Raw genomic sequence first — 21,593 nt, 5'->3', positions numbered from 1 at the left:
TCGACACCTCATGTCAGAACAATCTTTCTAAGGACCCATCATGACCACGCACAGAATGGAACCTCTCGCTGATTCGCATGACCGATCGAGCGAGATCCTCACCCCTGAAGCTCTGCACTTTCTGACTCGGCTCCACGACCAGTTCGCGGGTCGTCGTCACGACCGCCTCGCAGCGCGCATGGAGTCGCGCAAGAACATCACGAACGGTCGCAACCTGCGCTTCCTGCCGGAGACGGCCGCGATTCGCGAGGACGACAGCTGGCGCGTTGCCGGAGCCGGCCCCGGGTTGCACGACCGCCGCGTCGAGATCACCGGGCCGACCGATCGCAAGATGACGATCAACGCGATGAACTCGGGCGCCAAGGTCTGGCTGGCTGACCAAGAGGACGCGACGAGCCCAACGTGGCACAACGTCATTGGCGGCCAGGTGAACCTGCGCGACGCGATCCGCCGCCAGATCGACTTCACTACCGAGGAGGGAAAGACCTACGCTCTCGGCGAAGAGACACCCACGATCGTGATGCGGCCGCGCGGGTGGCACCTGGTAGAAAAGCACCTGCGGTACACCGACCGGGCAGGGTTGCGCACGCCGGCATCCGGCTCGCTCGTCGACTTCGGGTTGTACATATTCCATAACGCGCACGAACTGATCGAGCGCGGCAGCGGCCCGTACTTTTACATCGCCAAAATCGAGAACCACCTCGAAGCGCGGCTGTGGGATGACGTGTTTACGTTCGCCGAGAACGCTCTGAACATTCCGCACGGCACGATTCGCGCGACGGTGCTGATCGAGACGATTCCTGCCGCGTTCGAGATGGAAGAGATTCTGTACGAGCTGCGCGAGCACTGTGCTGGGCTCAATGCAGGCCGCTGGGATTACATCTTCTCGATCATCAAGAACTTCCGTGGTCGGGGAGCAAGTTTCGTGCTTCCCGACCGCGCCGCCATCACAATGACGGTGCCGTTCATGCGGGCCTACACCGAGCTGCTCGTTGCGACCTGCCACAAGCGGGGAGCGCATGCCATCGGCGGCATGAGCGCGTTCATCCCGAACCGTCGTGATCCCGAAGTGACCGCTCGCGCCCTCGATGCGGTGACGCGGGACAAGCGTCGCGAAGCCACCGATGGCTTCGACGGTACGTGGGTGGCGCATCCCGATCTGATCCCCACCGCTCGCGCCGAGTTCGACGCGGTACTGGGGGAGCGCCCCAACCAGGTTGAACGCCTGCGCGACGATGTTCACGTAACGGCGGAGGACCTGCTCGACCTTCGCATCGATGGGGCGGTAACGGATGCCGGAGTGCGTTCCAACGTCTCCATCGCGCTGCGCTACATCGAGAGCTGGCTGCGCGGCGTCGGCGCCGCAGCGATCGACAACCTCATGGAAGACGCGGCCACCGCCGAGATCAGTCGCAGTCAACTGTGGCAGTGGATGCACCAGCACGTCGTGACGGCGGAGGGCTCACCGATCACGCACCGCAGCATCGAGGAGGAGCTCGCCCACGTGTTCGCCACGATCGAGCGCACCCCTGGCGATCGCTTCGATGAGGCTGCGGCGGTCTTCCGTGAAGTAACGCTGGAAGAGGAATTCCCCACCTTCCTCACCCTCAGCGCGTACAGCAGCTTCCTCGTAGAACAGCCCCGCGAGAACGCTGCCTGACAGTTCCACGGGCTAGCCGGGTGACGCTTCACGTGGTCAACGATGATCACGTAGGCGCGGCTAGCCCGTGACTCGCGCGGGCAGCTAGACGGCCGCTGTCGGCGCAGCACGGCAGACTAGGGGCGTGTACCTCGTGCTCGCGACTAGCGGCCGCACCCACACCGCCACACGAGTGGATGCTGCGGGCGCGGTTATCGGTGAACTCGCTGTCGAGAACGTGGCGGCGTTTGTTGCGCAAACGCATGCCGCGGAGCCCGCTGTTCGTTGGGTCTGGCACGACACAGCAGCGTGGTACCCGGAGTTGCTCGAGGCGCGGGTGCGGGTCAACCGCTGCTTCGATCTGCGGTTGTGCCACGCGATTCTGCGCAATTCGGTCTTCACTCGAGAGTCGGCGTTAGCCCAGGCACGCGCGAGTCGCTGGGACGCGCTCGCTCAAGCCGGTCACGCGGCACCGGTGGATCCCCTTAGGCCGCAGCACTCGACCCTCTTCGATTTCGACGACGACGCTGATGCCGCGGCCGAAGGCAACCTCGACGTTCTGGCTGAATTTCTTCGCCAGCTGGAGGCAGTGGCAACGTCGTCTAAGGCCGGACGGTTGCAGCGACTGCTTTCCGCCGAGTCCGCCGGCGCGCTCATCGCCGCCGAGATGCGCTTCGCAGGCCTGCCGTGGAGTGCGCAGGCCCACGACGAGATCCTCACCGAGATGCTGGGGCCGCGCCCGAGCGTCGAGGGCGAAAGGCCCGCACGACTGCAAGCACTCGTTGACGAGATCCGGCTGCGGCTCGACTCTCCGCGATTGGCGCCCGAGTCGCCCGCCGAACTTTTGCGGGCGTTGAGCGTCGCGGGCATTCAAGCCACCACAACCCGGTCGTGGGAACTCAAGCAGCTCACGCATCCGGTTATCGCGCCGCTTCTCGAATTCAAGAAACTTCAACGGCTGATGACGGCGAATGGATGGTCGTGGCTCGACGCTTGGGTTGTCGATGGGCGTTTTCGTCCCGATTACGTCCCCGGTGGGGTGGTGACCGGGCGCTGGGCAACCAGCGGCGGCGGTGCTCTGCAGCTTCCGCACCTGATTCGCGGTGCGGTTCGGGCCGATCCTGGCTGGAAGTTCGTTGTCGCGGACGCCTCCCAACTGGAGCCCCGCATCCTCGCAGCGATGGCCGGTGACCGCGGAATGGTCGCGGCCGGAGCGTCTGGCGATCTCTACGAAGGCATCGTGGCGAGCGGTGCCGTTGATACTCGTGCTCACGCGAAGCTCGCGATGCTCGGCGCTATGTACGGCGCGACATCGGGGGAGAGCGGCCGACTCATGCCTCGCCTCGCGCGGGCATACCCGCAGGCGATTGCTCTCGTGGAGAAAGCGGCACGCGCCGGTGAACGTGGCGAAGTGGTGAGCACTCAACTCGGGCGCAGTTCGCCTCCGGGCACCCACGCGGCGGACTACGACGATTCGCAGTCTCCGGCGCAACGAGCTGCCTCCCAAGAACGGGGACGGTCGTGGGGCCGCTTTACGCGAAACTTTATCGTGCAGGGAACCGCTGCAGAGTGGGCGCTCTGCTGGATGGCGAGCATCCGTAATCGACTCAGCCAGCTTTCGGATAACGCCTGGCTCACGGAAGCGCCCCACCTCGTGTTCTTTCTGCATGACGAGGTCGTGGTGCACGCTCCCGCAGAGCTCGCGGACAGCGTCGCTGAGCACGTGACGGCGGCAGCAGCGGATGCCGGGCGACTCGTTTTCGGCGACATCCCGGTCACGTTCCCGCTCACGACCGCCATCGTCGATCGCTACGATCACGCCAAATAGCCTGAGCGCTGCAAACTAGACTCGCCGGCTCAACTATTCGTTGGACGAAGAGGCAGCGCCGGTGGCGGGCCGTCCGCGCTTGGGCTTCGTGGGGTTCAACGGAAAGGCGTCAGCGAACCCCCGTGACTGTGCCGTGGTCAGTGCGGTCTCGACGCGATCGAGCCACTGCAGTTCAGCTTCGGCGTGCGCGAACAAGGAATCAGTGACGAGTTGCTCCGCGAACTGGCTGGCGTCGCGGGAATCCTCTCGCACTTCGGCGGTGAGGGAGAGGGCGTCAACGGCACCACGGGTGGCTTGCCGTTGGTGTTCGATCACGGCGTGGGCGTCGACGCCAGGCAGCGTAACGGCGATGGCGAGCTTGATCGCGAGCTCGTCGCGGCTGACGGAATAGCTGTCGACCGGGGTCGTGAGCCAGTGCTCCACTTCCCGCTCTCCGGCATCCGTGATCGTGTAATACGTCTGCTGTTGTCCGTCTGACGCGTCGTCAGCGGGTGCGCCGGTTTTGAGCACGAGACCGTCGCGCACGAGTCGATCGAGCGTGTTGTAGATCTGGCCAACGTTGAGTGGCCAGGTTGAACCGGTGCGCCGGTCGAATTCCGACCGCAACTGATACCCGTAGCAGGGGGCCTGCGCCAAGATTGAGAGCAAGCTGTGGCGGATTGACATGCCAGACCTTCCGGGTAAGTCGATACTGAGTATGTAGTAGTTGACCCTAGCGAGGGGGTGGATGCTCGCCCGCTACTGTTCGGTGTGTCGAGTTCTTCGACCCCGAGTGGTGCCGCTCTGGTCAGCTCGTCGCAGTTTTGTCGGGGTGGATCATTGGAGGCCACAGACCCCGTTCCCGCAACAAAATGTCCACGCAAACGGCAGTCGCTCTAGATGAACTGGACTCTTCGCGGTCGATTTCGTGCAGACCGCCTCCGCGCCCCATACTCATCTGCGTGAGTGATGCCCCCGTAGCCGCCGCAGCGGCCCAGCCTGTTCCCGATTCGATCAATGACCGCGAGTTCATCTTGGTCTCGTCTTCGGGGAGCGCTGTGTCGACGGCAACTCCCACGCGATTCCGCTATCACCAAGACGGCCAGATGGTCTGGGGTGAGTACTACGGCGACACCGTCGCTCTCGGGCGCTTCGTCGGTCGTCGCGATGGCGACACCGTATCGATTCGCTTCGCCCACCGCTTGGCTGCGAGCGAGGAAATCGTTCTTGGTATGGCGTCCAGCACTATCCAATGGAATGCCGATGGCAAGCTCGAGCTCTACGAAGAGTTCGAGAAGAATGGCGAAGCTCACGTGAGCATTTGCGTCGAGGCTGACCGCCGCGGGGCGTGGCCCGAGCTCGACCCGGCGCAGCGCAGCACTCCTCGGCTCGACGGCACCACGTTCCTCCTTGAGGAATCGACCGCGAGCACGGTCAGCGCTGAGCCCACTCAGTTCGAGTTTGACGAGAACTCGGGCATCGTGTGGGGCTTCTACTTTGGCGACACGGTTACGGCAGGCCGCTGCGTCGGTCGCTACCGCGACGGCGTGCTCGATGAGTTCTTCGTGCACCACGTCATCGCAAGCGATGCGACCCTGCTGGGCGACAGCAGCACGACGCTCGGTTCACGCTCCGACGGTCGTCTTGAACTCATCGAGCAGTTTGTGCTCGATGGTGTTCCCGGTAAAAGCGTGTGCGTTCAGGTCGTCTAGCGCCTGAGTCGACGTGGCGAACTAGTTGTTGAGCCCCGCGCGGTTGGGGTCGGCCCGGGTGAACCGGGTAAGGCCCAGTTGCGCGGGTTCTTGCTGGCGCTCGGGCAGGTCCGAGGGCAGTAGATACGGGCGCTGAAAGACTTCGTCGAGTACGAGAACGGTCTCGAGCGACTTCACTTCGGGTAGTACCGAGAGCACTCCGACGATGAAGTCGTGGATGGCGCCCACCTCGTGGCCGCGAATCAGCAGCATCGCGTCGTGCTCACCGGTCGTGATTCGGCAGGACTCGATTTCTGTCATGTTCGTAATGCGATCGCGAAAGCTTGCCCAGGTTTGTGGATGCACGGAAAGAAACACGAGTGCGCAGATGCCAAGCCCGGCTTTAGCGGGGTCGATCTGGGCGCTGAAGCCCGTGATCACACCGTCAGACATGAGCTGTTCGACGCGCGTGTAGACGTTGGCGCGAGAGACATTTACCTTCTCTGCGAGAGCTGACATTGATATTCGTCCGTTATAGCGGAGCTCACTCAATATCTTCAGGTTGATCTCATCCAATTCAGACGGTGATTGTCCAGTACTGGGTGAGCCGGCAGTGCCTTTACTGGACATGTTGTCTGAAATCTCCCTCATGTTTAACTCATGGTCTGAATGATCGCGCCTTTGATTGGACAGACTAGCGGGAATTGTGCCAATCTCAAGCACAGCCGTCCAGAGGCTGTTCTATAACCACCAAGGAGTTCCCTTTGCGCACCAAGTTCCGCTACGTAGCGGCCGCGTTCGGACTGACTGCATCACTGGCTCTCGCCGGTTGCGCTGCAGCAGCACCCGAAGCAAGCGACAGCATCGTTATTGACACCGCTTTCACGCTCGAGACCAGCGACCCCGGTCGCAACTACGTCCCCACCGGGTACATGGTGTCGAAGGCTCTCTACGAGACTCTTCTCGACTTCGCCGGCTCCGACGAGTCGACTCCGGTTGACGGCCTCGCCTCCTACGAGTCGAACGACGACGCAACGGTCTTCACTTTCACGCTCAAGGACGGCCGCGTCTTCTCCGACGGTTCAGCGATCACCGCCGATGACGTTGTCTTCTCGCTCAACCGCGTCGCCGGTATGACCGAGAGCAAGGCAAACTTCTTGATGAACGGCATCACCGTCACCAAGATCGACGACATGACCGTCGAGCTCAGCACAGAGACCCCGTCGCTCAAGCTCCCCGCCCTCATGACGAACCCGTCGCTGGCCATCCTGAACTCCGCTCTCGTTATCGAAAACGGCGGAACGACGGATGACTCGGATGCTGCTGAAGCATTCTTGAACGAGACCTCGGCTGGTTCCGGTCCGTACATCCTCGACACGGTCAACTTCGAGTCGCAGGTTGTCCTCACCGAGAACGAGAACTACAACGGTGACGAAGACATCGACTTCACTCGCGTAGTCATCCGCAACGTTTCTGAGGCCGCAACCCAGAAGATCAACCTCGAGGGCAATGACTCTCAGGTAGCCGTCGACCTCAGCGGTGACCAAGTCGCAAGCCTCAGCGATGGCATCAACGTGTTCTCGACTCCGTCGGCACAGACCATCTTCCTGCTGATCAACCAGAGCGAAGAAGTGGGTGGCGTTACCTCGAACCCCGAGTTCGCTAACGCAGTTCGTTACGCTCTCGACTACCCGGCGCTTCTCGAGCTTGCTGGTGCAGGTTCCGAGCAGGCCACCGGCGTTATCCCGCCGTCGTTCCTCGGCGCGCTCGAGAACGGTGTAGAGCAGGACCTCGACGTTGCCGCTGCTTCGCTCGAAGCATCCGGCTATGACGGTGAGAGCATCACGCTCGAATACCCGAACGACTACCCGGTTGGTGGAGTGAGCTTCACCCCGCTCGCCGAGCGCGTTCAGTCGCAGCTCGCGGATGCCGGAATCGCCATTGAGCTCGCTCCGGCGCCGTTCACCACACAGATCGACAGCTACGTCAACGGAACCGAAGCCTTCAGCATCTGGTTCTGGGGCCCCGACTACGCCGACTCCGCTAACTTCCTGCCGTTCTCGGCTGGACAGAAGGTTGGACTGCGCGCCGGTTGGACCGCTGAGCAGGACACCGACGTGGTGAACCTCGCTTCGGCAGCAGAGAACGCCACGAACTTCGACGAGCGTGAGACTGCCTTCAGCAACTTCGCCGAGGCTCTGCAGCAGCGCGGACCGTTCGTTCCGCTGATCGTTCCTGGCTCCAACATTGCGACCGCCTCGTATATTGATGGAGTTGCGTACAACTCCACCTGGACGATGGACATCGCTGAACTGCAAGCTAAGTAGAAAGAACCTCTAGCGTGGGAAACACACCCCGCGCGACTCGCAGGTACTCGGCCAGATCACCTCTGGTCGGGTACCTGCTTCGTCGCCTCGGAACCTCAGTCCTGCTCCTCTTCGGAGTCACTATCGTCACGTTCGCTCTCGCGAACCTTGTGCCAGGTGACCCCATTGCGGCAGCGCTCGGTGAAGGGGCGGCGAGCAACCCCGCCACGGTCGAGGCGTACATCAAGGAACGCGGGCTCGATCAGCCGCTTCCCGTGCAGTACGCCAATTACATCGGCGGGCTGTTTCAGGGCGACATGGGCATCTCGCTGCGTACAGCACAGCCCGTGGCATCCGACCTCTCTAAGGCCGTGCCGGCCACGGTCGAGATCGCTCTCTTGGCCATCGTTGTCAGCCTCGGTGTTGGTGTGGCTCTCGGCTCCCTCGCGGCCTACCGCCGCGGCAAGATCAGCGACCAGCTGGTGCGCGTGTTCTCGCTCATCGGCCTCAGCATCCCGACCTTCTGGATGGCGCTCGTCAGCTTCAACTTCTTCTTCCTGCAACTGCGCATCGCGCCCGGTTCGGGCCGGCTCTCGCCCGCGCTGGCGCCACCGCCCACCGTGACGGGCTTCTACACGGTCGATGCCCTGCTGGCGGGCCAGTGGGTCACCTTCACGGATGCCCTGGCTCACCTGATGCTCCCGGTCTTTGTTCTCTCGCTCTTCACGATCGGTCTACTCACGCGCTTCGTTCGTACCTCGGTGCTCGAAGTGTTGGATGCCGACTACGTTCGTGCCGGGCGCGCTAAGGGTCTCAGCGGTCCACGACTGCTCTTCGGCTACGTGTTACGCGGAGCATCGCTGCCCATCCTCACGATCGTCGGCCTCGCGTTCGGAACCCTGCTCTCAGGCACGGTGCTCGTCGAGGCAGTATTCGCGTGGCCCGGGCTTGGTAGCTACGCCTACAACTCGGCAACCAGCCTCGACCTGCCCGGCGTCATGGGCGTCGGCCTCGTGGTGGGTGTTGTCTACCTGACTATCAATTTCGCCGTCGACCTTCTTTACGGTGTACTCGACCCGAGGGTGAGGCTCGCATGAGAAAGCGTTGGCTAAAGATTCCTGCCGCGTGGATAACCCCACTCGGTGTCATTGGCGCTGTTATCGCTGTCGCGTGGGTGGGCATTGCCTTTACCGCTCGACTGTGGGTTCCGTTTGACCCGCTGGCGCAAGACCTGCCTCGACTGCAGGCCCCCGGCATCGACACCCTCATGGGCACGGATGCTCTCGGCCGCGATATCTTCTCGCGTCTGATGACCGGTGCGGGCGTCACGATTCCGCTGGCGCTCATGCTCGTGGTGATGTCGCTCCTCGTCGGAACCCTCATCGGCGCAATCGCCGGGTACTTCGGCAAGTGGGTCGACGAGCTGTTGATGCGCTTGACTGACCTCGTCATGGCGTTCCCGACAGTCATTCTTGCGATGGTCGTCGCCGCAGCTCTCGGGCCCTCGCTCTTCAATGCGGTGATCGCTGCCTTCGTGGTCTCGTGGCCGCAATACGCCCGTATGACGCGAAGCATTGTGCTCGGGCTTCGTACCCAGAACTACGTGATGGCCGGGCGGCTGATGGGCTTCTCGCCCTTCAAGACGCTGCGGGTCGATATCGCACCCAACGTGGTTGGCCCCATTCTCGTTCTTGCGAGCCTCGACGTGGGAACCGCCATCCTGCTGCTGTCCGGACTGTCGTTCCTCGGCCTGGGAGCTCAGCCTCCGACGCCTGAGTGGGGCTCGATGATCTCCGCCGCCATCCAGAACTTCGACAGCTGGTGGATCGGGTTGTTCCCCGGTCTCGCCATCCTTACCGTCGTAATGGCCTTCAACTTCGTGGGTGACTCGCTGCGAGACATCTTCGATCCGACTTCACAGGTATCGCGAGCGGGGGCCCGGTCATGATCGACGCACCAACACCACAGTCCGCGGATGCCGCATCCGCTGCTTCGACGCCCGTGCTGACCGTCGACGGTCTCACGATCGGCATCGGCTCCCGTAACAACGTCAAATCCATCGTCAAGGGCATCAGCCTCGCGCTCACCCCCGGACGTGTCCAGGGCCTCGCGGGGGAGTCGGGCTCGGGCAAGACCGTTACGTCGCTTGCGATGTTGGGTCTGCTGCCGAGCAACGCCGTCGTGGGTGGATCGATTCGGCTCACTGATCCTGAAGGTGGCGACACCGAGCTTGTCGGGATGTCGCACCGCCAGTTGAACGAGATCCGTGGGCGTCGCATTGCGATGATCTTCCAAGACCCGTCGTCGAGCCTGCACCCGCAGCTCACCGTCGGAGTTCAGCTCACTGATCACGTGACGCGTCACCTCAAGCTCTCCAAGAAGCAGGCTCGCGAGCACGCCATCGGGCTACTCGACCGCGTACGCGTGCCCAACCCCGCAGAGGCTCTTGGTCGCTACCCGCACCAGTTCTCGGGCGGTCAGCGCCAGCGCATCGCCGTCGCAATTGCTCTCGCGTGTGATCCCGTCGTGCTGTTGGCCGATGAACCGACTACGGCGCTCGACGTCACCGTTCAGGCGGGCATCCTGCACTTGCTGCGCGATCTCGCTGATGAGCGTCAACTGGCGGTTCTCCTCGTTACTCACGATCTCGGTGTCATGAGCGCTATCGCCGACGACATTGCGGTGATGCGTCACGGCGAGATCGTCGAGTCCAACGTTCGTCACAACATTTTCGCCAACCCGCAGCACGCCTACACGCGTGAACTGCTCTCGTCTCTGCCCGGTGCAGAAGGCTTCCAGGAGGTAAGCGAATGAGCGAGCTGCTCGAAGTATCCGACCTCGTTATCGAGTACCACGGCGCAACTGTTGTGCGCGCTGTCGACGAAGTCTCCTTGACGATCGCCCCCGGCGAAGTTCTTGCTCTCGTGGGGGAGAGCGGCTGTGGCAAATCGAGCCTCGCGCGTGCCGTCGTCGGCATGGAAAAGCCTCGTTTTGGTGCCGTCACCTACCGTGACGCCGAAGTCCCGCTTCTCGGTGTGCGTCGCCGCAAGGCGCAATTCACGTCGATTCAGATGGTTTTTCAAGACCCCAATTCGTCGCTCAATCCGCGCATCCGCGTCGGCCAACAGATCTCCGAGGGCATTCGCGCAGCGCTTGAGCGTGGTGCCGAAGGCTCGCAGCCCGAAGAATGGCTAGAACGCGTGGGCCTGCCCACCACCATGGTGTCGCGTTACGCCCACGAGCTATCGGGTGGTCAGCGTCAACGCGTCGCTATCGCGCGAGCTCTTGCCGCACGCCCCGATCTGTTGGTGGCTGACGAACCGATTTCTGCTCTGGATGCCTCGAGCCAAGCTTCTGTCGCTGACATGATGCGCAAGCTCGCACTCGATGCCGGCGCCGGGTTGCTCTTCATCTCTCACGACCTCGCGATCGTGCGTCTCATCGCCGACCGCACGGTCGTGATGTACCGCGGCAAGATCGTCGAATCGGGAGTATCCGATCTCATCTGGAACGACCCCGTACATCCCTACACTCGGGCACTGATCTCGGCGATTCCCGAGCCAGACGGCAAGGGCATTCTGCCCGCGGCTCCCGCTGCGGAAGCCCCCGAAGAGTGGCGGCTGACGATGCCTGAGGCTCTGAACCGCGTCTAATTGGCGTAAATGTAGTTACACGCTTGTATTTTCCCGGATTTGTCAGGGATAATGTCCCCAAGCGGTTCGTCGCACAACTTAATAGCCAAAAGTGCCGTCACAGGTACCGTTCGTGGGTCGATGGGGAAGTCGCACCCAAACGGAACGGAGATATCGTGACTGCACACAACGCTCGCGGAGTGCTCTACGTGCACTCTGCTCCTCGCGCGCTCTGCCCACATATTGAGTGGGCTGCTGGTCGCGCTCTTGAACGTGCCGTGAACTTCGATTGGGACAACCAACCGGTGCTCAAGGGATCTCAGCGTGCCGAGTTCTACTGGGAAGGCCCGCAGGGCTCCGGTGCGGTGCTCGCTGCTGCGCTCCGCGGCTGGGAACACCTTCGTTTCGAAGTGACCGAAGACCCGAGCCCCGGCTCCGACGGCGGACGATGGATGCACACGCCCGATCTCGGAATCTTCTTCGCGCAGACCGATAGCGTCGGCAACATGGTGATCCCCGAGGATCGCCTGCGTTACGCGATGGAAGTTGCCGGTTCCGATGCGTTCGAACTGCATCGTGAACTCCGCTTGGCACTCGGCCAGGCCTGGGACGACGAGCTTGAGTCGTTCCGTCACGCCAGTCAAGACTCTGCAGTTGTGTGGCTCCACAAGGTAGGTTGACCATGATTTCCGAACGTACGCACACTCCAGAAGTAGCGGTTGACACACGGATTCCCCTGATTGAGTGGCAGGACTGCACCGATGTGGTGCTCGACGCGATCGATTCGCCTTTTGATGGCGAGTGCACCCTCCACGACGGATGCCGCTCCATCCTTTGACGCGTTGCATCTTCTGACGCGCTGCATCTTCTGAATGCAGCGCCTTCATTCCTGCGCTGAAAAGCCGTCTGCACATTTGTGTTGCTGTTTGTTTGCTGCGAGCGTGCCGTTCAGGTCGCTTGCAGCAGACTCCCGGAGTAGCGTTGAAACGTGGCCGGAAGTATTCGGGCACGGTTGCCACAATGGGCCGTCCTCGGGTCCTCGGGCCATCTCCTTCCGGCTGAAACCGATTCAGTCTTTGGAAGGAACACCATGTCTCGCTTTGACGGAAAAGTAGTTCTCATCAGCGGCGGCGCCCGCGGAATGGGCGAATCGCACAGTCGCGGAGTCGTCGCGGAGGGCGGCAAGGTCGTCATTACTGACGTTCTTGACGCCGAAGGTCAGGCTCTGGCGGACGAGCTGGGCGAAAACGCCATCTATGCGCACCTCGACGTCACCAAAGAAGAAGAGTGGAACGCCGCGGTCAAGCTTGCGGTCGATACCTTCGGCAGCCTCAACGTGCTCATCAACAACGCCGGCATCGTGAACTTCGGAACCCTCGACGGGTACACCGAGAAGGACTGGTCGTTGATTATCGGCATCAACCTCACCGGATCGTTCCTCGGCATCCGTGCAGCAGCCCCTGAACTCGTCAAGAATGAGACCTCGGCCATCGTCAACATCTCGTCGACTGCCGGCATGCAGGGCTTTGCGGCGCTGCACGGCTACACGGCATCCAAGTTTGGACTCCGTGGTCTCACGAAGTCAGTTGCGATGGAGCTGGGCCCGCAGGGTGTTCGTGTGAACTCGGTACACCCCGGGAACATCCGTACGCCGATGACTGACGGTCTCGGCATCGACGAGACTCGCACGCCTATTCCTCGCCTGGGCGAAGCAGAGGAAGTTACCAAGATGGTGCTCTTCCTCGCCAGCGAAGACTCGAGCTACTCGACCGGTTCTGAATTCATCATCGACGGTGGAGTGCTCGCCGGCGAGGGCGCAGTTCCTCAGTAGTTATTACCTCAGCAGTTAGCGTTCTGGTGAGGCGTGGGCACGGAAAAGTCGTCTCTCGCCTCATCGCACTCGTTAACGACACATCGCCCGCCTCGATCTTATGATCGGGCGGGCGATGTGTTGTTAAGCGATTACCGGCACAGCCGACGAGCGCGGCGGAGCTTAGACCGAGCGGAACGCTGCAACAGCGTTGTGGCCGCCGAAGCCGAACGAGTTGCTAATCGCCAGTTGGGGTCCCGAGCCGAGGTCGCGAGGCGACGTAACGACGTCCAGCGGAATCGCCGGGTCCTGGTTGGTGAGGTTGATCGTCGGGGGAGCCGTGCGGTGGTGGAGAGCCAAGACCGTGAAGATGGCCTCGAGTGCTCCTGTGCCGCCCAAGAGGTGCCCTGTGGCGCCCTTGGTGGCCGAGACGGGAATGTTCGGCAGGTGGTCGCCAAAGATGCGCAGAAGCGCCTTGTACTCGGCGATGTCACCAACAGGTGTACTCGTCGCGTGAGCGTTGATGTGAGTAACTTCCTCTGGCGTTGCTCCGGCCGCTTCGAGAGCATCGCGGACAGCGCGTGCTGCCGCGGTTCCCTCGGGGTCGGGAGCAGTGATGTGGAACGAGTCACTCGTCACAGCGCCACCAGCGAGCTCAGCGTAGATGCGAGCACCACGGGCGAGCGCGTGTTCTTCGGTCTCGAGAACGAGCGTTGCCGCTCCTTCGCCGAGTACGAAACCATCACGGGACACGTCGTAGGGGCGTGAGGCCGTTGCCGGGGCGTCATTCCGCTTCGAGAGTGCTTGCATCGACGCGAAGGCGGCGATGGGAAGCGGGTGAACCACGGCTTCCGTTCCACCGGCGATGACGACATCCGCAAGTCCAGCCTGCAGGTGCGCGTACGCGTTGGCGAGAGCCTCGGTGCTGGAGGCGCACGCGGAGACGTCGGTGCGAGCGTACGCACGCGAAGGAATCGCCATGCTGATTGCGGCCGCAGCGGCATTGGGCATGAGCATCGGGATCGTCATGGGGAGAACACGACGGGGGCCCTTTTCGCGCAGGGTGTCCCAGGCGTCGAGGAGGGTCCAGAGTCCACCGATTCCGGTGGAGTAGTCGACACCGATACGAACGGGGTCTACATCGGGGGAGCCGGCATCCGCCCAGGCTTCACGAGCCGAGATGAGGGCGAACTGGCTAGAGGGGTCAAGACGCTTGTATTCAACGCGCTCAAGAACTTCCTCGGGGCGAACCTTGGCCTCAGCAGCGAAGGTCACGGGCAACTCGTGCTTGGCGACCCATTCGTGCTCGAGCGCACGGGCGCCTGACTCGCCAGCGAGAAGGGCGTTCCACGACTCGGTCGCGGTTCCGCCGATGGGCGTAGTGGCACCGATACCGGTGACAACGATCTTTTTGGTCATTTCACGTTCCTTTAGAGTGCATGGCTCAGAAAGTCGGCCAACAGCAGACTTCTGGAGTGCTGCGCGGAGGCCAACCGCAACGAGTGCGGTTGGCCGTCCACGACGAGCGGGTGTTACGCCTGAGCGTTGGTGATGAAGCTCACTGCGTCACCGACGGTCTTGAGGTTCTTTACCTCTTCGTCGGGGATCTTGACGTCGAACTTCTCTTCTGCGTTGACAACGATCGTCATCATCGAGATCGAGTCGATGTCGAGGTCATCGGTGAACGACTTGCCCATCTCAACAGTGTCGGTCGCAATGCCGGTCTCGTCGTTGATGAGCTCAGCCAATCCGGCCATAACTTCTTCAGTGGACAGTGCCATGTTTTTCTCCTTGGGATGTAAATTGACCGTTAGCCAGTGTAGGCCAGCGGCAGTGATTCTTAGGGTTACTACGGCAGAACGATTACCTGCGCGCCGAAGACAAGGCCCGCACCGAAACCAATCTGGAGGGCGAGGCCGCCACTCAGTTCGGGGTTCTCTCCGAGCAGACGATGAGTCGCCAGCGGGATGGATGCTGCTGACGAGTTGCCCATCTCGGCAACATCGCGAGCGATCACCACCGACTCAGGCAGCTTGAGCTGCTTCGCGAACTCGTCGATGATGCGCATGTTGGCCTGATGGGGGATGAAGGCGGCCAGGTCGTCTGCGGTGATTCCCGCAACATCCAGAGCTTCCTTCGCGACCTTGGCCATGTCCCAGACAGCCCAACGGAAGACCGTCTGGCCCTCCTGGCGCAGAGTCGGCCACGCAGCGTCGCCTTCGCGGAAGTCGACAAGAGTCGCGTTCATCTTGATCGCATCGGCCTTCGAACCATCCGAACCCCACACTGGGGCGGAGATGCCGGGGGTATCGCTCGGGCCGATGACAACCGCTCCGGCGCCGTCGGCAAGAAGGAACGAGATACTGCGGTCGGTCGGGTCAACGATGTCGGAGAGCTTCTCGGCACCGATGACGAGGGCGTACTTGGCAGCACCCGCGCGAATCAGAGCATCAGCTTGAGTCACCGCGTAGCTGAAACCAGCGCAAGCAGCGTTGATGTCGTACGCCGCAGCGGGGTTAGCACCCACGCGGTCGGCAACAACGGCGGACATCGAGGGGGTCTGCAGAACGTTGCTGATCGTGGCAATAATCACGAGGTCGATGTCTGCGGGGTCGATACCCGACTTCTCGATCGCTTCGCGAGCCGCGTCAACGGCGAGATCGACAGCGAGGATGCCGGCGGATGCGCGGCGGCGCGTGATCATGCCAGTGCGCTGCTGAATCCACTCATCGCTCGAATCAATCGCTTCGACGAGCTGGTTGTTGTCAACGACGAGGTCACCACGGGCGGCGCCGTAACTGTAGATCTTCGTGAACTGTGACCCGGCGGATTGGGTGAGGGTGGGTGCGGTCATGCGTTGGCCTCCATCAGGTCAAATGCTGCGGATAGATCATCAGGGGTCTTCACTGCCACAGCAGGAATTCCGCGAAGGCCGCGTTTAGCGAGGCCCGTCAGTGCGCCTGCGGGCGCAAGTTCGATGATGCCGGTGACGCCGGCATCCGCCAGTGAGCTCATGGTGAGGTCCCATCGAACCGGCGAAGAAACCTGGCCAACGAGAAGGTCAACGAAGTGGGAACCGCTCTCGATCAGCGAGCCATCGCGGTTCGTGTAGATCGGCAGCGAAGGATCGTTCGTGGTGAGGTCGGCAGCCACGGTTTCGAGGTGCGCGACCGCGGGCTGCATGTAACGCGTATGGAAGGCGCCGGCGACCTGCAGCGGCACAACACGGGTTCCCTTGAGCGGTTCTTCAGCGAGCTTGGCGAGGGCGTCGAGTGCTCCGGCGACAACGATCTGACCGCCACCGTTGAAGTTGGCCGGCTGAAGGCCGAGTTCGGCGAGACGCTCGAGCAGCGCAGTTTCGTCTCCACCGATGACGGCGGACATTCCCGTGGTCTCGAGTGCTGCAGCGGCGGCCATGGCCGATCCGCGCTGCACGACGAAGCGCATCGCGTCGTCTTCGGAGAGGATGCCTGCAGCGGCGGCCGCAGTGATCTCACCAACGGAGTGGCCCGCGACAGCACCGATGTGCTTGCGACGATCTCCGGCAGTCAACGCGCTGAGGGTGAGCAGACCAGCGGCCACGATGAGCGGCTGAGCCACCGCGGTGTCGCGGATCGTGTCGGCATCCGAAGTCGTGCCGTGCGCGATCAGATCGATCCCGGCAGCCTCAGAGATCGCTCCAAGCTGCTCTCGCAGGGCGGGGTCTTCGAGCCAAGGCTCAAGAAAACCGGGGGTCTGGGAGCCCTGACCGGGCGCTACTACAACAATCACTTAGCTAGTCTGCCAATCTTTCGTCGGAATCGCTTGGATGACCCCACCAAAGCTCGACGGGATCGTTGTGTGTACTCACCAAACGGCGGAACGCTAGCGAGTGCGTCCGGGCTCGGGCTCAGAAATCGAACCCACGATGAGGGCTGCTTGCAAGATCAGTGCTTCGCGAGCTCCCGTGGCATCCCAGCCAATGACTTCGCTGACCCGCTTCAAGCGGTAACGAACGGTGTTGGGGTGCACAAAAAGCTCGCGTGCGGTGGCCTCGAGAGACCTGCCGTTATCGAGATAGCACCACAGCGTCGTGAGTAGATCGGTCGAATGGGCCTGAAGTGGCTTGTAAATCTTGTTGATGAGGGTCGAGCGAGCGAGTGGATCTCCCGCAAAGGCACGCTCCGGCAACAGATCGTTTGCCAGCGTCGGGCGGGGAGCGTTGCGCCACGATCGAGCTACAGCAAAGCCAGCCAGAGCTGCCTTCGCGCTCTTCGAGGCATCTACGAGGCTTGGAACTTCTGGCCCCAGCACGAGGTGCCCGCTACCGAAGCCTGGTTCCAACTGCTCGGCGATCGTGATGAACGGCAGCGGCTCCTCGTCGTCGGTTTTCTCCGAGCGGGGTGCTGCGCGGCCGATGACAAGTACCAAGCGCGAACCTTGCACTCCGATGAGAACGTCGGCGTCGAGATGACGAGCTGTACGACGCAATTGGTCAACGTCGAGCATCCGCGGGGATGTGCCCACGAGTACGCACACTTCGCCATGACCGTTCCAGCCCAGAGCCGCAATGCGACTCGGCAGTTCGTTGTCGTACTCACCGCTGAGGATCGAGTCAACTACGAGAGCCTCAAGGCGCGCATCCCACAGTCCGCGTGCTTCAGCGGCACGGGCGTACACGTCGGCGGCGGCGAAGGCGACCTCTCGCGAGTACAACAGAATCGCTTCGCGCAGTACGTCGTCATCAGCCTTGACCCGCGCTTCAACAACTTCGACCGCAATACGGATGAGCTGCAAAGTCTGGAGCAGTGACACCGACCGCAAAAGCTCGCGGGGAGCCGCACCAAAAACGTCAGCCGCGATCCACGGGGTGGAGGTGGGGTCTTCAAACCAGCTGATGAAGCTGGTAATTCCGGCCTGAGCGACGAGCCCGACGGCGGAACGCCGCCCTGGAGGGATTTCTCCGTACCAGGGCAGCGTGTCCTCGAGACGCTTGAGCGTCGCCGTCGATAGTTCGCCCGAGATCACACGCAACCAGGCGAGCGTTTGCGCCTTGGTCTTCTGTACTGGGGGAATTGTTTTTGCCTAGCTTTCGCCGCCGGCAGAACCGGTGGTACCAGCGTTGACGTCGTGGAGGCTGTACTTCTCAATTGCTTGAGGAAGTACTGCCGGGTCCATCTCGCCGCGCTTCACGAGCGACTGCAAGGTGCGAACAACCAGCGAGTGGCTGTCGATCTTGAAGTAGCGACGTGCTGCTGCGCGGGTGTCCGAGAAGCCGAAGTCGTCGGCACCGAGAGTGGCGAAGTCACCGGGGATGAACGCGCGTACCTGGTCGGGTACAGCGTGCATGAAGTCGGTGACGGCCAAGAACGGTCCCTGAGCATCCGCAAGCTTCGACGTGAGGTACGGAACCTTGGCTTCGGCGGTGGGGTTGAGGAAGTTGTGCTCCTCGGCCGCCAAACCTTCGCGACGCAGTTCAGACCACGAAGTAACAGACCACACATCAGCGGCTACGCCCCAGTCAGAGGCCAGCAACTGCTGTGCTTCTAGAGCCCACGGAACGGCAACACCCGACGCCATCAGCTGAGCCTTCGGCCCGGTGATAGTCGGCGATGCCAAGTGGTAAATACCCTTGAGCGCGCCCTCAACATCGAAGTTCTCTGGCTCAGCGGGCTGAACGAGAGGCTCGTTGTACAAGGTCAGGTAGTACATGACGTTGGGGTCTTCGTGCTCCCCGCCGTACATGCGCTCAATACCATCGCGCACGATGTGGCCGAGCTCGTAACCGTAGGCAGCGTCGTAGCTGATCACTGCGGGGTTGGTGGATGCCAACAACAGTGAGTGACCGTCAGCGTGCTGCAGTCCTTCACCGGTGAGCGTCGTGCGTCCGGCGGTAGCGCCCATGATGAAACCACGGGCCATCTGGTCGCCCGCAGCCCACATGGCGTCACCAGTGCGTTGGAAGCCGAACATCGAGTAGAAGACGTAGACGGGAATCAGCGGCTCGCCGTGAGTGGCATACGAGGTGCCCACCGCGGTGAAAGCTGCAAACGCTCCAGCCTCGTTGATACCCACGTGAACGATCTGACCCTGCGGGCTCTCCTTGTAGGCCAGCAATTGCTCGCGGTCTACCGAGGTGTACTGCTGACCTGCGGGGTTGTAGATCTTGGCGCTGGGGAAGTACGCGTCCATTCCGAAGGTGCGTGCCTCATCCGGGATGATCGGAACGATGCGGTTACCGATCGACTTGTCGCGCAGAAGGTCCTTGAGCAAACGAGCGAACGCCATTGTCGTGGCGATCTCCTGCTTGCCGGAGCCCTTCTTGACAACGTCGTAAGTCTTCGACTCGGGAAGCTCGATCTGTGTGTACTTGCTGCGACGCTCGGGCACATAGCCTCCGAGTTCGCGCCGACGCTCCTGCAGGTACTGGATGCCCTCGTCGTCGTTACCTGGGTGGTAGAACGGCGGCTGGTAGGGATCAGCTTCAAGCGCAGCATCCGTAATTGGGATGTGCATCTCGTCGCGGAACTGCTTGAGGTTCTCAAGCGTCATCTTCTTCATCTGGTGGGTCGCGTTGCGGCCCTCGAAGCTGGGGCCGAGGCCGTAGCCCTTAACCGTCTTCGCCAGAATGACCGTGGGCTGACCCTTGTGTTCACTCGCAGCCTTGAACGCCGCGTAGACCTTACGGTAGTCGTGGCCACCGCGCTTGAGGTTCCAGACCTCGTCATCGCTGAGGTGCTCAACCATCTTGAGGGTGCGGGGGTCGCGGCCGAAGAAGTTCTCACGAACGTAAGCGCCTGACTCAGCCTTGTAGGTCTGGTAGTCACCATCGGGAGTGCGGTTCATGAGGTCGCGCAGGGCGCCCTCATGGTCGTTGGCAAGCAGGTCGTCCCACTCGCGGCCCCAGATGACCTTGATGACGTTCCAACCGGCACCGCGGAAGAAGCTCTCGAGCTCCTGAACGATCTTGCCGTTACCGCGAACAGGGCCATCGAGACGCTGCAGGTTGCAGTTGATGACGAAGTTCAGGTTGTCGAGCTTTTCGTTCGCGGCCCACTGAAGGGCTCCACGGCTCTCAACCTCATCCATCTCACCGTCGCCGAGGAAGGCCCAGACTTGCTTGTCTGACACATCCTTGATGCCACGGTTGCTGATGTACTTGTTGTTTTGTGCCTGGTAGATCGCGTTGATCGGTCCGAGACCCATCGAAACGGTGGGGAACTGCCAGAACTCCGGCATGAGGCGCGGGTGCGGGTAGCTCGAGATACCGTTCGGTGCTTGCGACTTCTCTTGGCGGAAGCCGAGGAGCTGGTTCTCGCTCATCCGGCCTTCGAGGAAAGCGCGGGCATACATACCGGGGGAGGCATGGCCCTGATAGAAGATCTGGTCTCCACCACTTTCGTGATCTGCGCCACGGAAGAAGTGGTTGTGCCCTACTTCATAGAGAGCAGCGGATGACGCGTACGTCGAGATGTGGCCGCCGACGCCAACGCCGGGGCGTTGCGCACGGTGCACTGTGATCGCGGCGTTCCACCGGATCCATGCACGGTAACGACGTTCGAGCTTTTCGTCACCGGGGAAATCGGGCTCATCATCCTTTGCGATGGTGTTGATGTAGTCCGTAGTCGGAACCATCGGAACACCGAGGTGCAAATCTTTGGAGCGCTTGAGAAGGCTGAGCATGATCTCGCGACCGCGCTCGTGTCCTTGTGCTGCAACGAGGGAGTCGAGTGATTCGTTCCACTCGGCGGTCTCCTCCGGGTCCTTGTCGGTGTTGGTTACCGAGTATGGGTCCTGGTCGTTTACCGTCACCGTTGACCTCTTTCGTGTAGAGAACAGAGTCGTGCGAGTCGAGGCACTACCGGGTTGCGGATGTGATGGGATCGACTACGCCCATCGATTCTAGTTGTCGAATGCGGCAAGATTCGAACCGGGGCTTTTTGTGCCGCAAACACGGGGCGTTCGCTCAGTTTTCTCAAGGAAGGTTCTGTATGCCGATCACGCCGGGAGCTCGTGCGCCGAGCTTTGCGTTACGCAATCAGCACGGTCAAGACGTCGATTCGCAGGAGCTTCTCTCGCGACGCGCAGTGCTCGTCGTGTTTGTGCCGCTCGCGTTCTCGCCCGTGTGTGCCGGGGAGGTTGCTCAGTTGAACGAATGGCACGATGTTGCGGCCAGCGCCGGAGTCGAAATCGTAGTGGTGTCGGTGGATTCCACCGCGACTCTGCGTGCCTGGTCAGACGCCGACGGCATCCGGCTGTCCTTGCTTTCGGACTTCTGGCCGCACGGCGCAGTCGCGCACTCGTTTGGGGCATTTCTTGACGACAAAGGCTTTGCTGGCCGCACGAGTTTCTTGATCGATATGAACGGAATTGTTCGGGATGTAATCACGTCGCCGCTCGGTGAACCCCGCTTGTTTATTGACTACGAACGGGCTATTGAGCGACTTTCTGAGGAACGTCGCTGATCGTTTTGGGGCGGGTGTGTAATTGGCACCAAAATCCCGTGTAACATTATCGAGCGCTGCTTCGCATTGCGTCGCTGCGGGCCTTTAGCTCAGCTGGTAGAGCGCCACGTTTACACCGTGGATGTCATCGGTTCGATCCCGGTAGGGCCCACCGCAACAGAAAACCCCCGTCATTGACGGGGGTTTTCTTCGTTTCCCGTGCCCATTAGGCGTTATGCTCCCTGCACGACCCGCTGTTGGCGGTGAGGGGAGACGCTTTCTCCA

General features: G+C 61.7%; 20 protein-coding genes and 1 tRNA gene. 13 read left to right on the top strand and 8 right to left on the bottom strand.

Annotation, left to right across the window (positions count from 1 at the left end; genetic code table 11):
• Nucleotides 1-40: 40 nt before the first annotated feature.
• Nucleotides 41-1,660, top strand: a complete 1,620-nt coding sequence (aceB, locus tag ACWTV1_RS02010; RefSeq protein ID WP_498503908.1) for a malate synthase A — start codon at nt 41-43, stop codon at nt 1,658-1,660.
• Nucleotides 1,661-1,784: 124 nt separating this feature from the next.
• Complete coding sequence (locus ACWTV1_RS02005) at nt 1,785-3,467, top strand: bifunctional 3'-5' exonuclease/DNA polymerase (RefSeq protein WP_498503907.1); 1,683 nt, start codon at nt 1,785-1,787, stop codon at nt 3,465-3,467.
• Nucleotides 3,468-3,500: 33 nt separating this feature from the next.
• Here the strand turns inward: ACWTV1_RS02005 and ACWTV1_RS02000 are convergent, their stop codons facing one another.
• Entirely contained in the window at nt 3,501-4,133 is a 633-nt protein-coding gene (locus ACWTV1_RS02000) for a PadR family transcriptional regulator (protein ID WP_498503906.1), read from the bottom strand.
• Between the two features lie 275 nt (nt 4,134-4,408).
• Here ACWTV1_RS02000 and ACWTV1_RS01995 point away from each other — a divergent pair, with 275 nt between their 5' ends.
• Entirely contained in the window at nt 4,409-5,158 is a 750-nt protein-coding gene (locus tag ACWTV1_RS01995) for an avidin-fold protein (RefSeq protein ID WP_498503905.1), read from the top strand.
• 21 nt (nt 5,159-5,179) lie between these two features.
• Here ACWTV1_RS01995 and ACWTV1_RS01990 read toward each other — a convergent pair whose 3' ends face one another.
• Nucleotides 5,180-5,656: an Lrp/AsnC family transcriptional regulator gene (locus ACWTV1_RS01990; RefSeq protein ID WP_498503904.1), complete on the bottom strand. Its 477-nt coding sequence runs from the start codon at nt 5,654-5,656 to the stop codon at nt 5,180-5,182.
• A 245-nt stretch (nt 5,657-5,901) separates the two neighbouring features.
• On the opposite strand from ACWTV1_RS01990, the gene ACWTV1_RS01985 reads away from it, so the two are divergent.
• The 8 genes from ACWTV1_RS01985 (at nt 5,902) to ACWTV1_RS01950 (ending at nt 12,906) form a co-directional block, all read left to right on the top strand.
• The gene (locus tag ACWTV1_RS01985) at nt 5,902-7,464 is read left to right on the top strand and encodes an ABC transporter substrate-binding protein (RefSeq protein ID WP_498503903.1); all 1,563 of its coding nucleotides are present in this window, start codon (nt 5,902-5,904) and stop codon (nt 7,462-7,464) included.
• A 14-nt stretch (nt 7,465-7,478) separates the two neighbouring features.
• Entirely contained in the window at nt 7,479-8,540 is a 1,062-nt protein-coding gene (locus tag ACWTV1_RS01980; RefSeq protein ID WP_341619824.1) for an ABC transporter permease, read from the top strand.
• Nucleotides 8,537-9,391, top strand: coding sequence for an ABC transporter permease (locus ACWTV1_RS01975; protein WP_100388844.1), 855 nt, complete (start codon nt 8,537-8,539; stop codon nt 9,389-9,391). Before ACWTV1_RS01980 ends, ACWTV1_RS01975 begins: the two co-directional genes overlap by 4 nt.
• The gene (locus ACWTV1_RS01970) at nt 9,388-10,257 is read left to right on the top strand and encodes an ABC transporter ATP-binding protein (protein WP_498503902.1); all 870 of its coding nucleotides are present in this window, start codon (nt 9,388-9,390) and stop codon (nt 10,255-10,257) included. Before ACWTV1_RS01975 ends, ACWTV1_RS01970 begins: the two co-directional genes overlap by 4 nt.
• Complete coding sequence (locus ACWTV1_RS01965; protein WP_498503901.1) at nt 10,254-11,096, top strand: ABC transporter ATP-binding protein; 843 nt, start codon at nt 10,254-10,256, stop codon at nt 11,094-11,096. Before ACWTV1_RS01970 ends, ACWTV1_RS01965 begins: the two co-directional genes overlap by 4 nt.
• A 155-nt stretch (nt 11,097-11,251) precedes the next feature.
• A complete protein-coding gene (locus ACWTV1_RS01960) occupies nt 11,252-11,755 on the top strand; it encodes a DUF3145 domain-containing protein (protein ID WP_100388847.1) in 504 nt (167 codons plus the stop codon).
• A 2-nt stretch (nt 11,756-11,757) separates the two neighbouring features.
• Nucleotides 11,758-11,913: a hypothetical protein gene (locus tag ACWTV1_RS01955; RefSeq protein WP_498503900.1), complete on the top strand. Its 156-nt coding sequence runs from the start codon at nt 11,758-11,760 to the stop codon at nt 11,911-11,913.
• Nucleotides 11,914-12,165: 252 nt separating this feature from the next.
• Nucleotides 12,166-12,906, top strand: coding sequence for an SDR family oxidoreductase (locus ACWTV1_RS01950; RefSeq protein WP_498503899.1), 741 nt, complete (start codon nt 12,166-12,168; stop codon nt 12,904-12,906).
• Nucleotides 12,907-13,068: 162 nt separating this feature from the next.
• Here ACWTV1_RS01950 and ACWTV1_RS01945 read toward each other — a convergent pair whose 3' ends face one another.
• The 6 genes from ACWTV1_RS01945 to aceE form a co-directional block, all read right to left on the bottom strand.
• Nucleotides 13,069-14,304 (bottom strand): beta-ketoacyl-[acyl-carrier-protein] synthase family protein, encoded by a 1,236-nt coding sequence (locus ACWTV1_RS01945; protein ID WP_498503898.1) that lies wholly within the window; start codon nt 14,302-14,304, stop codon nt 13,069-13,071.
• A 113-nt stretch (nt 14,305-14,417) separates the two neighbouring features.
• Nucleotides 14,418-14,666, bottom strand: coding sequence for an acyl carrier protein (locus ACWTV1_RS01940; protein WP_010202791.1), 249 nt, complete (start codon nt 14,664-14,666; stop codon nt 14,418-14,420).
• Between the two features lie 68 nt (nt 14,667-14,734).
• Entirely contained in the window at nt 14,735-15,739 is a 1,005-nt protein-coding gene (locus ACWTV1_RS01935; protein WP_498503897.1) for a beta-ketoacyl-ACP synthase III, read from the bottom strand.
• Entirely contained in the window at nt 15,736-16,656 is a 921-nt protein-coding gene (locus ACWTV1_RS01930) for an ACP S-malonyltransferase (RefSeq protein WP_498503896.1), read from the bottom strand. Before ACWTV1_RS01930 ends, ACWTV1_RS01935 begins: the two co-directional genes overlap by 4 nt.
• Nucleotides 16,657-16,749: 93 nt before the next feature.
• Nucleotides 16,750-17,898: a PucR family transcriptional regulator gene (locus ACWTV1_RS01925; protein WP_498503895.1), complete on the bottom strand. Its 1,149-nt coding sequence runs from the start codon at nt 17,896-17,898 to the stop codon at nt 16,750-16,752.
• A 51-nt stretch (nt 17,899-17,949) separates the two neighbouring features.
• The gene (aceE, locus tag ACWTV1_RS01920; protein WP_498503894.1) at nt 17,950-20,676 is read right to left on the bottom strand and encodes a pyruvate dehydrogenase (acetyl-transferring), homodimeric type; all 2,727 of its coding nucleotides are present in this window, start codon (nt 20,674-20,676) and stop codon (nt 17,950-17,952) included.
• Nucleotides 20,677-20,855: 179 nt separating this feature from the next.
• On the opposite strand from aceE, the gene ACWTV1_RS01915 reads away from it, so the two are divergent.
• Nucleotides 20,856-21,329 (top strand): redoxin domain-containing protein, encoded by a 474-nt coding sequence (locus ACWTV1_RS01915; RefSeq protein ID WP_498503893.1) that lies wholly within the window; start codon nt 20,856-20,858, stop codon nt 21,327-21,329.
• 78 nt (nt 21,330-21,407) lie between these two features.
• A tRNA-Val gene (locus tag ACWTV1_RS01910) sits at nt 21,408-21,480 on the top strand.
• Nucleotides 21,481-21,593: the final 113 nt, after the last annotated feature.

It is taken from the genome of Salinibacterium sp. VpJ6, assembly GCF_059767345.1.
The sequence above is the reverse complement of the archived record's forward strand: the minus strand, read 5'-3'. Positions and strand labels throughout refer to the sequence as shown.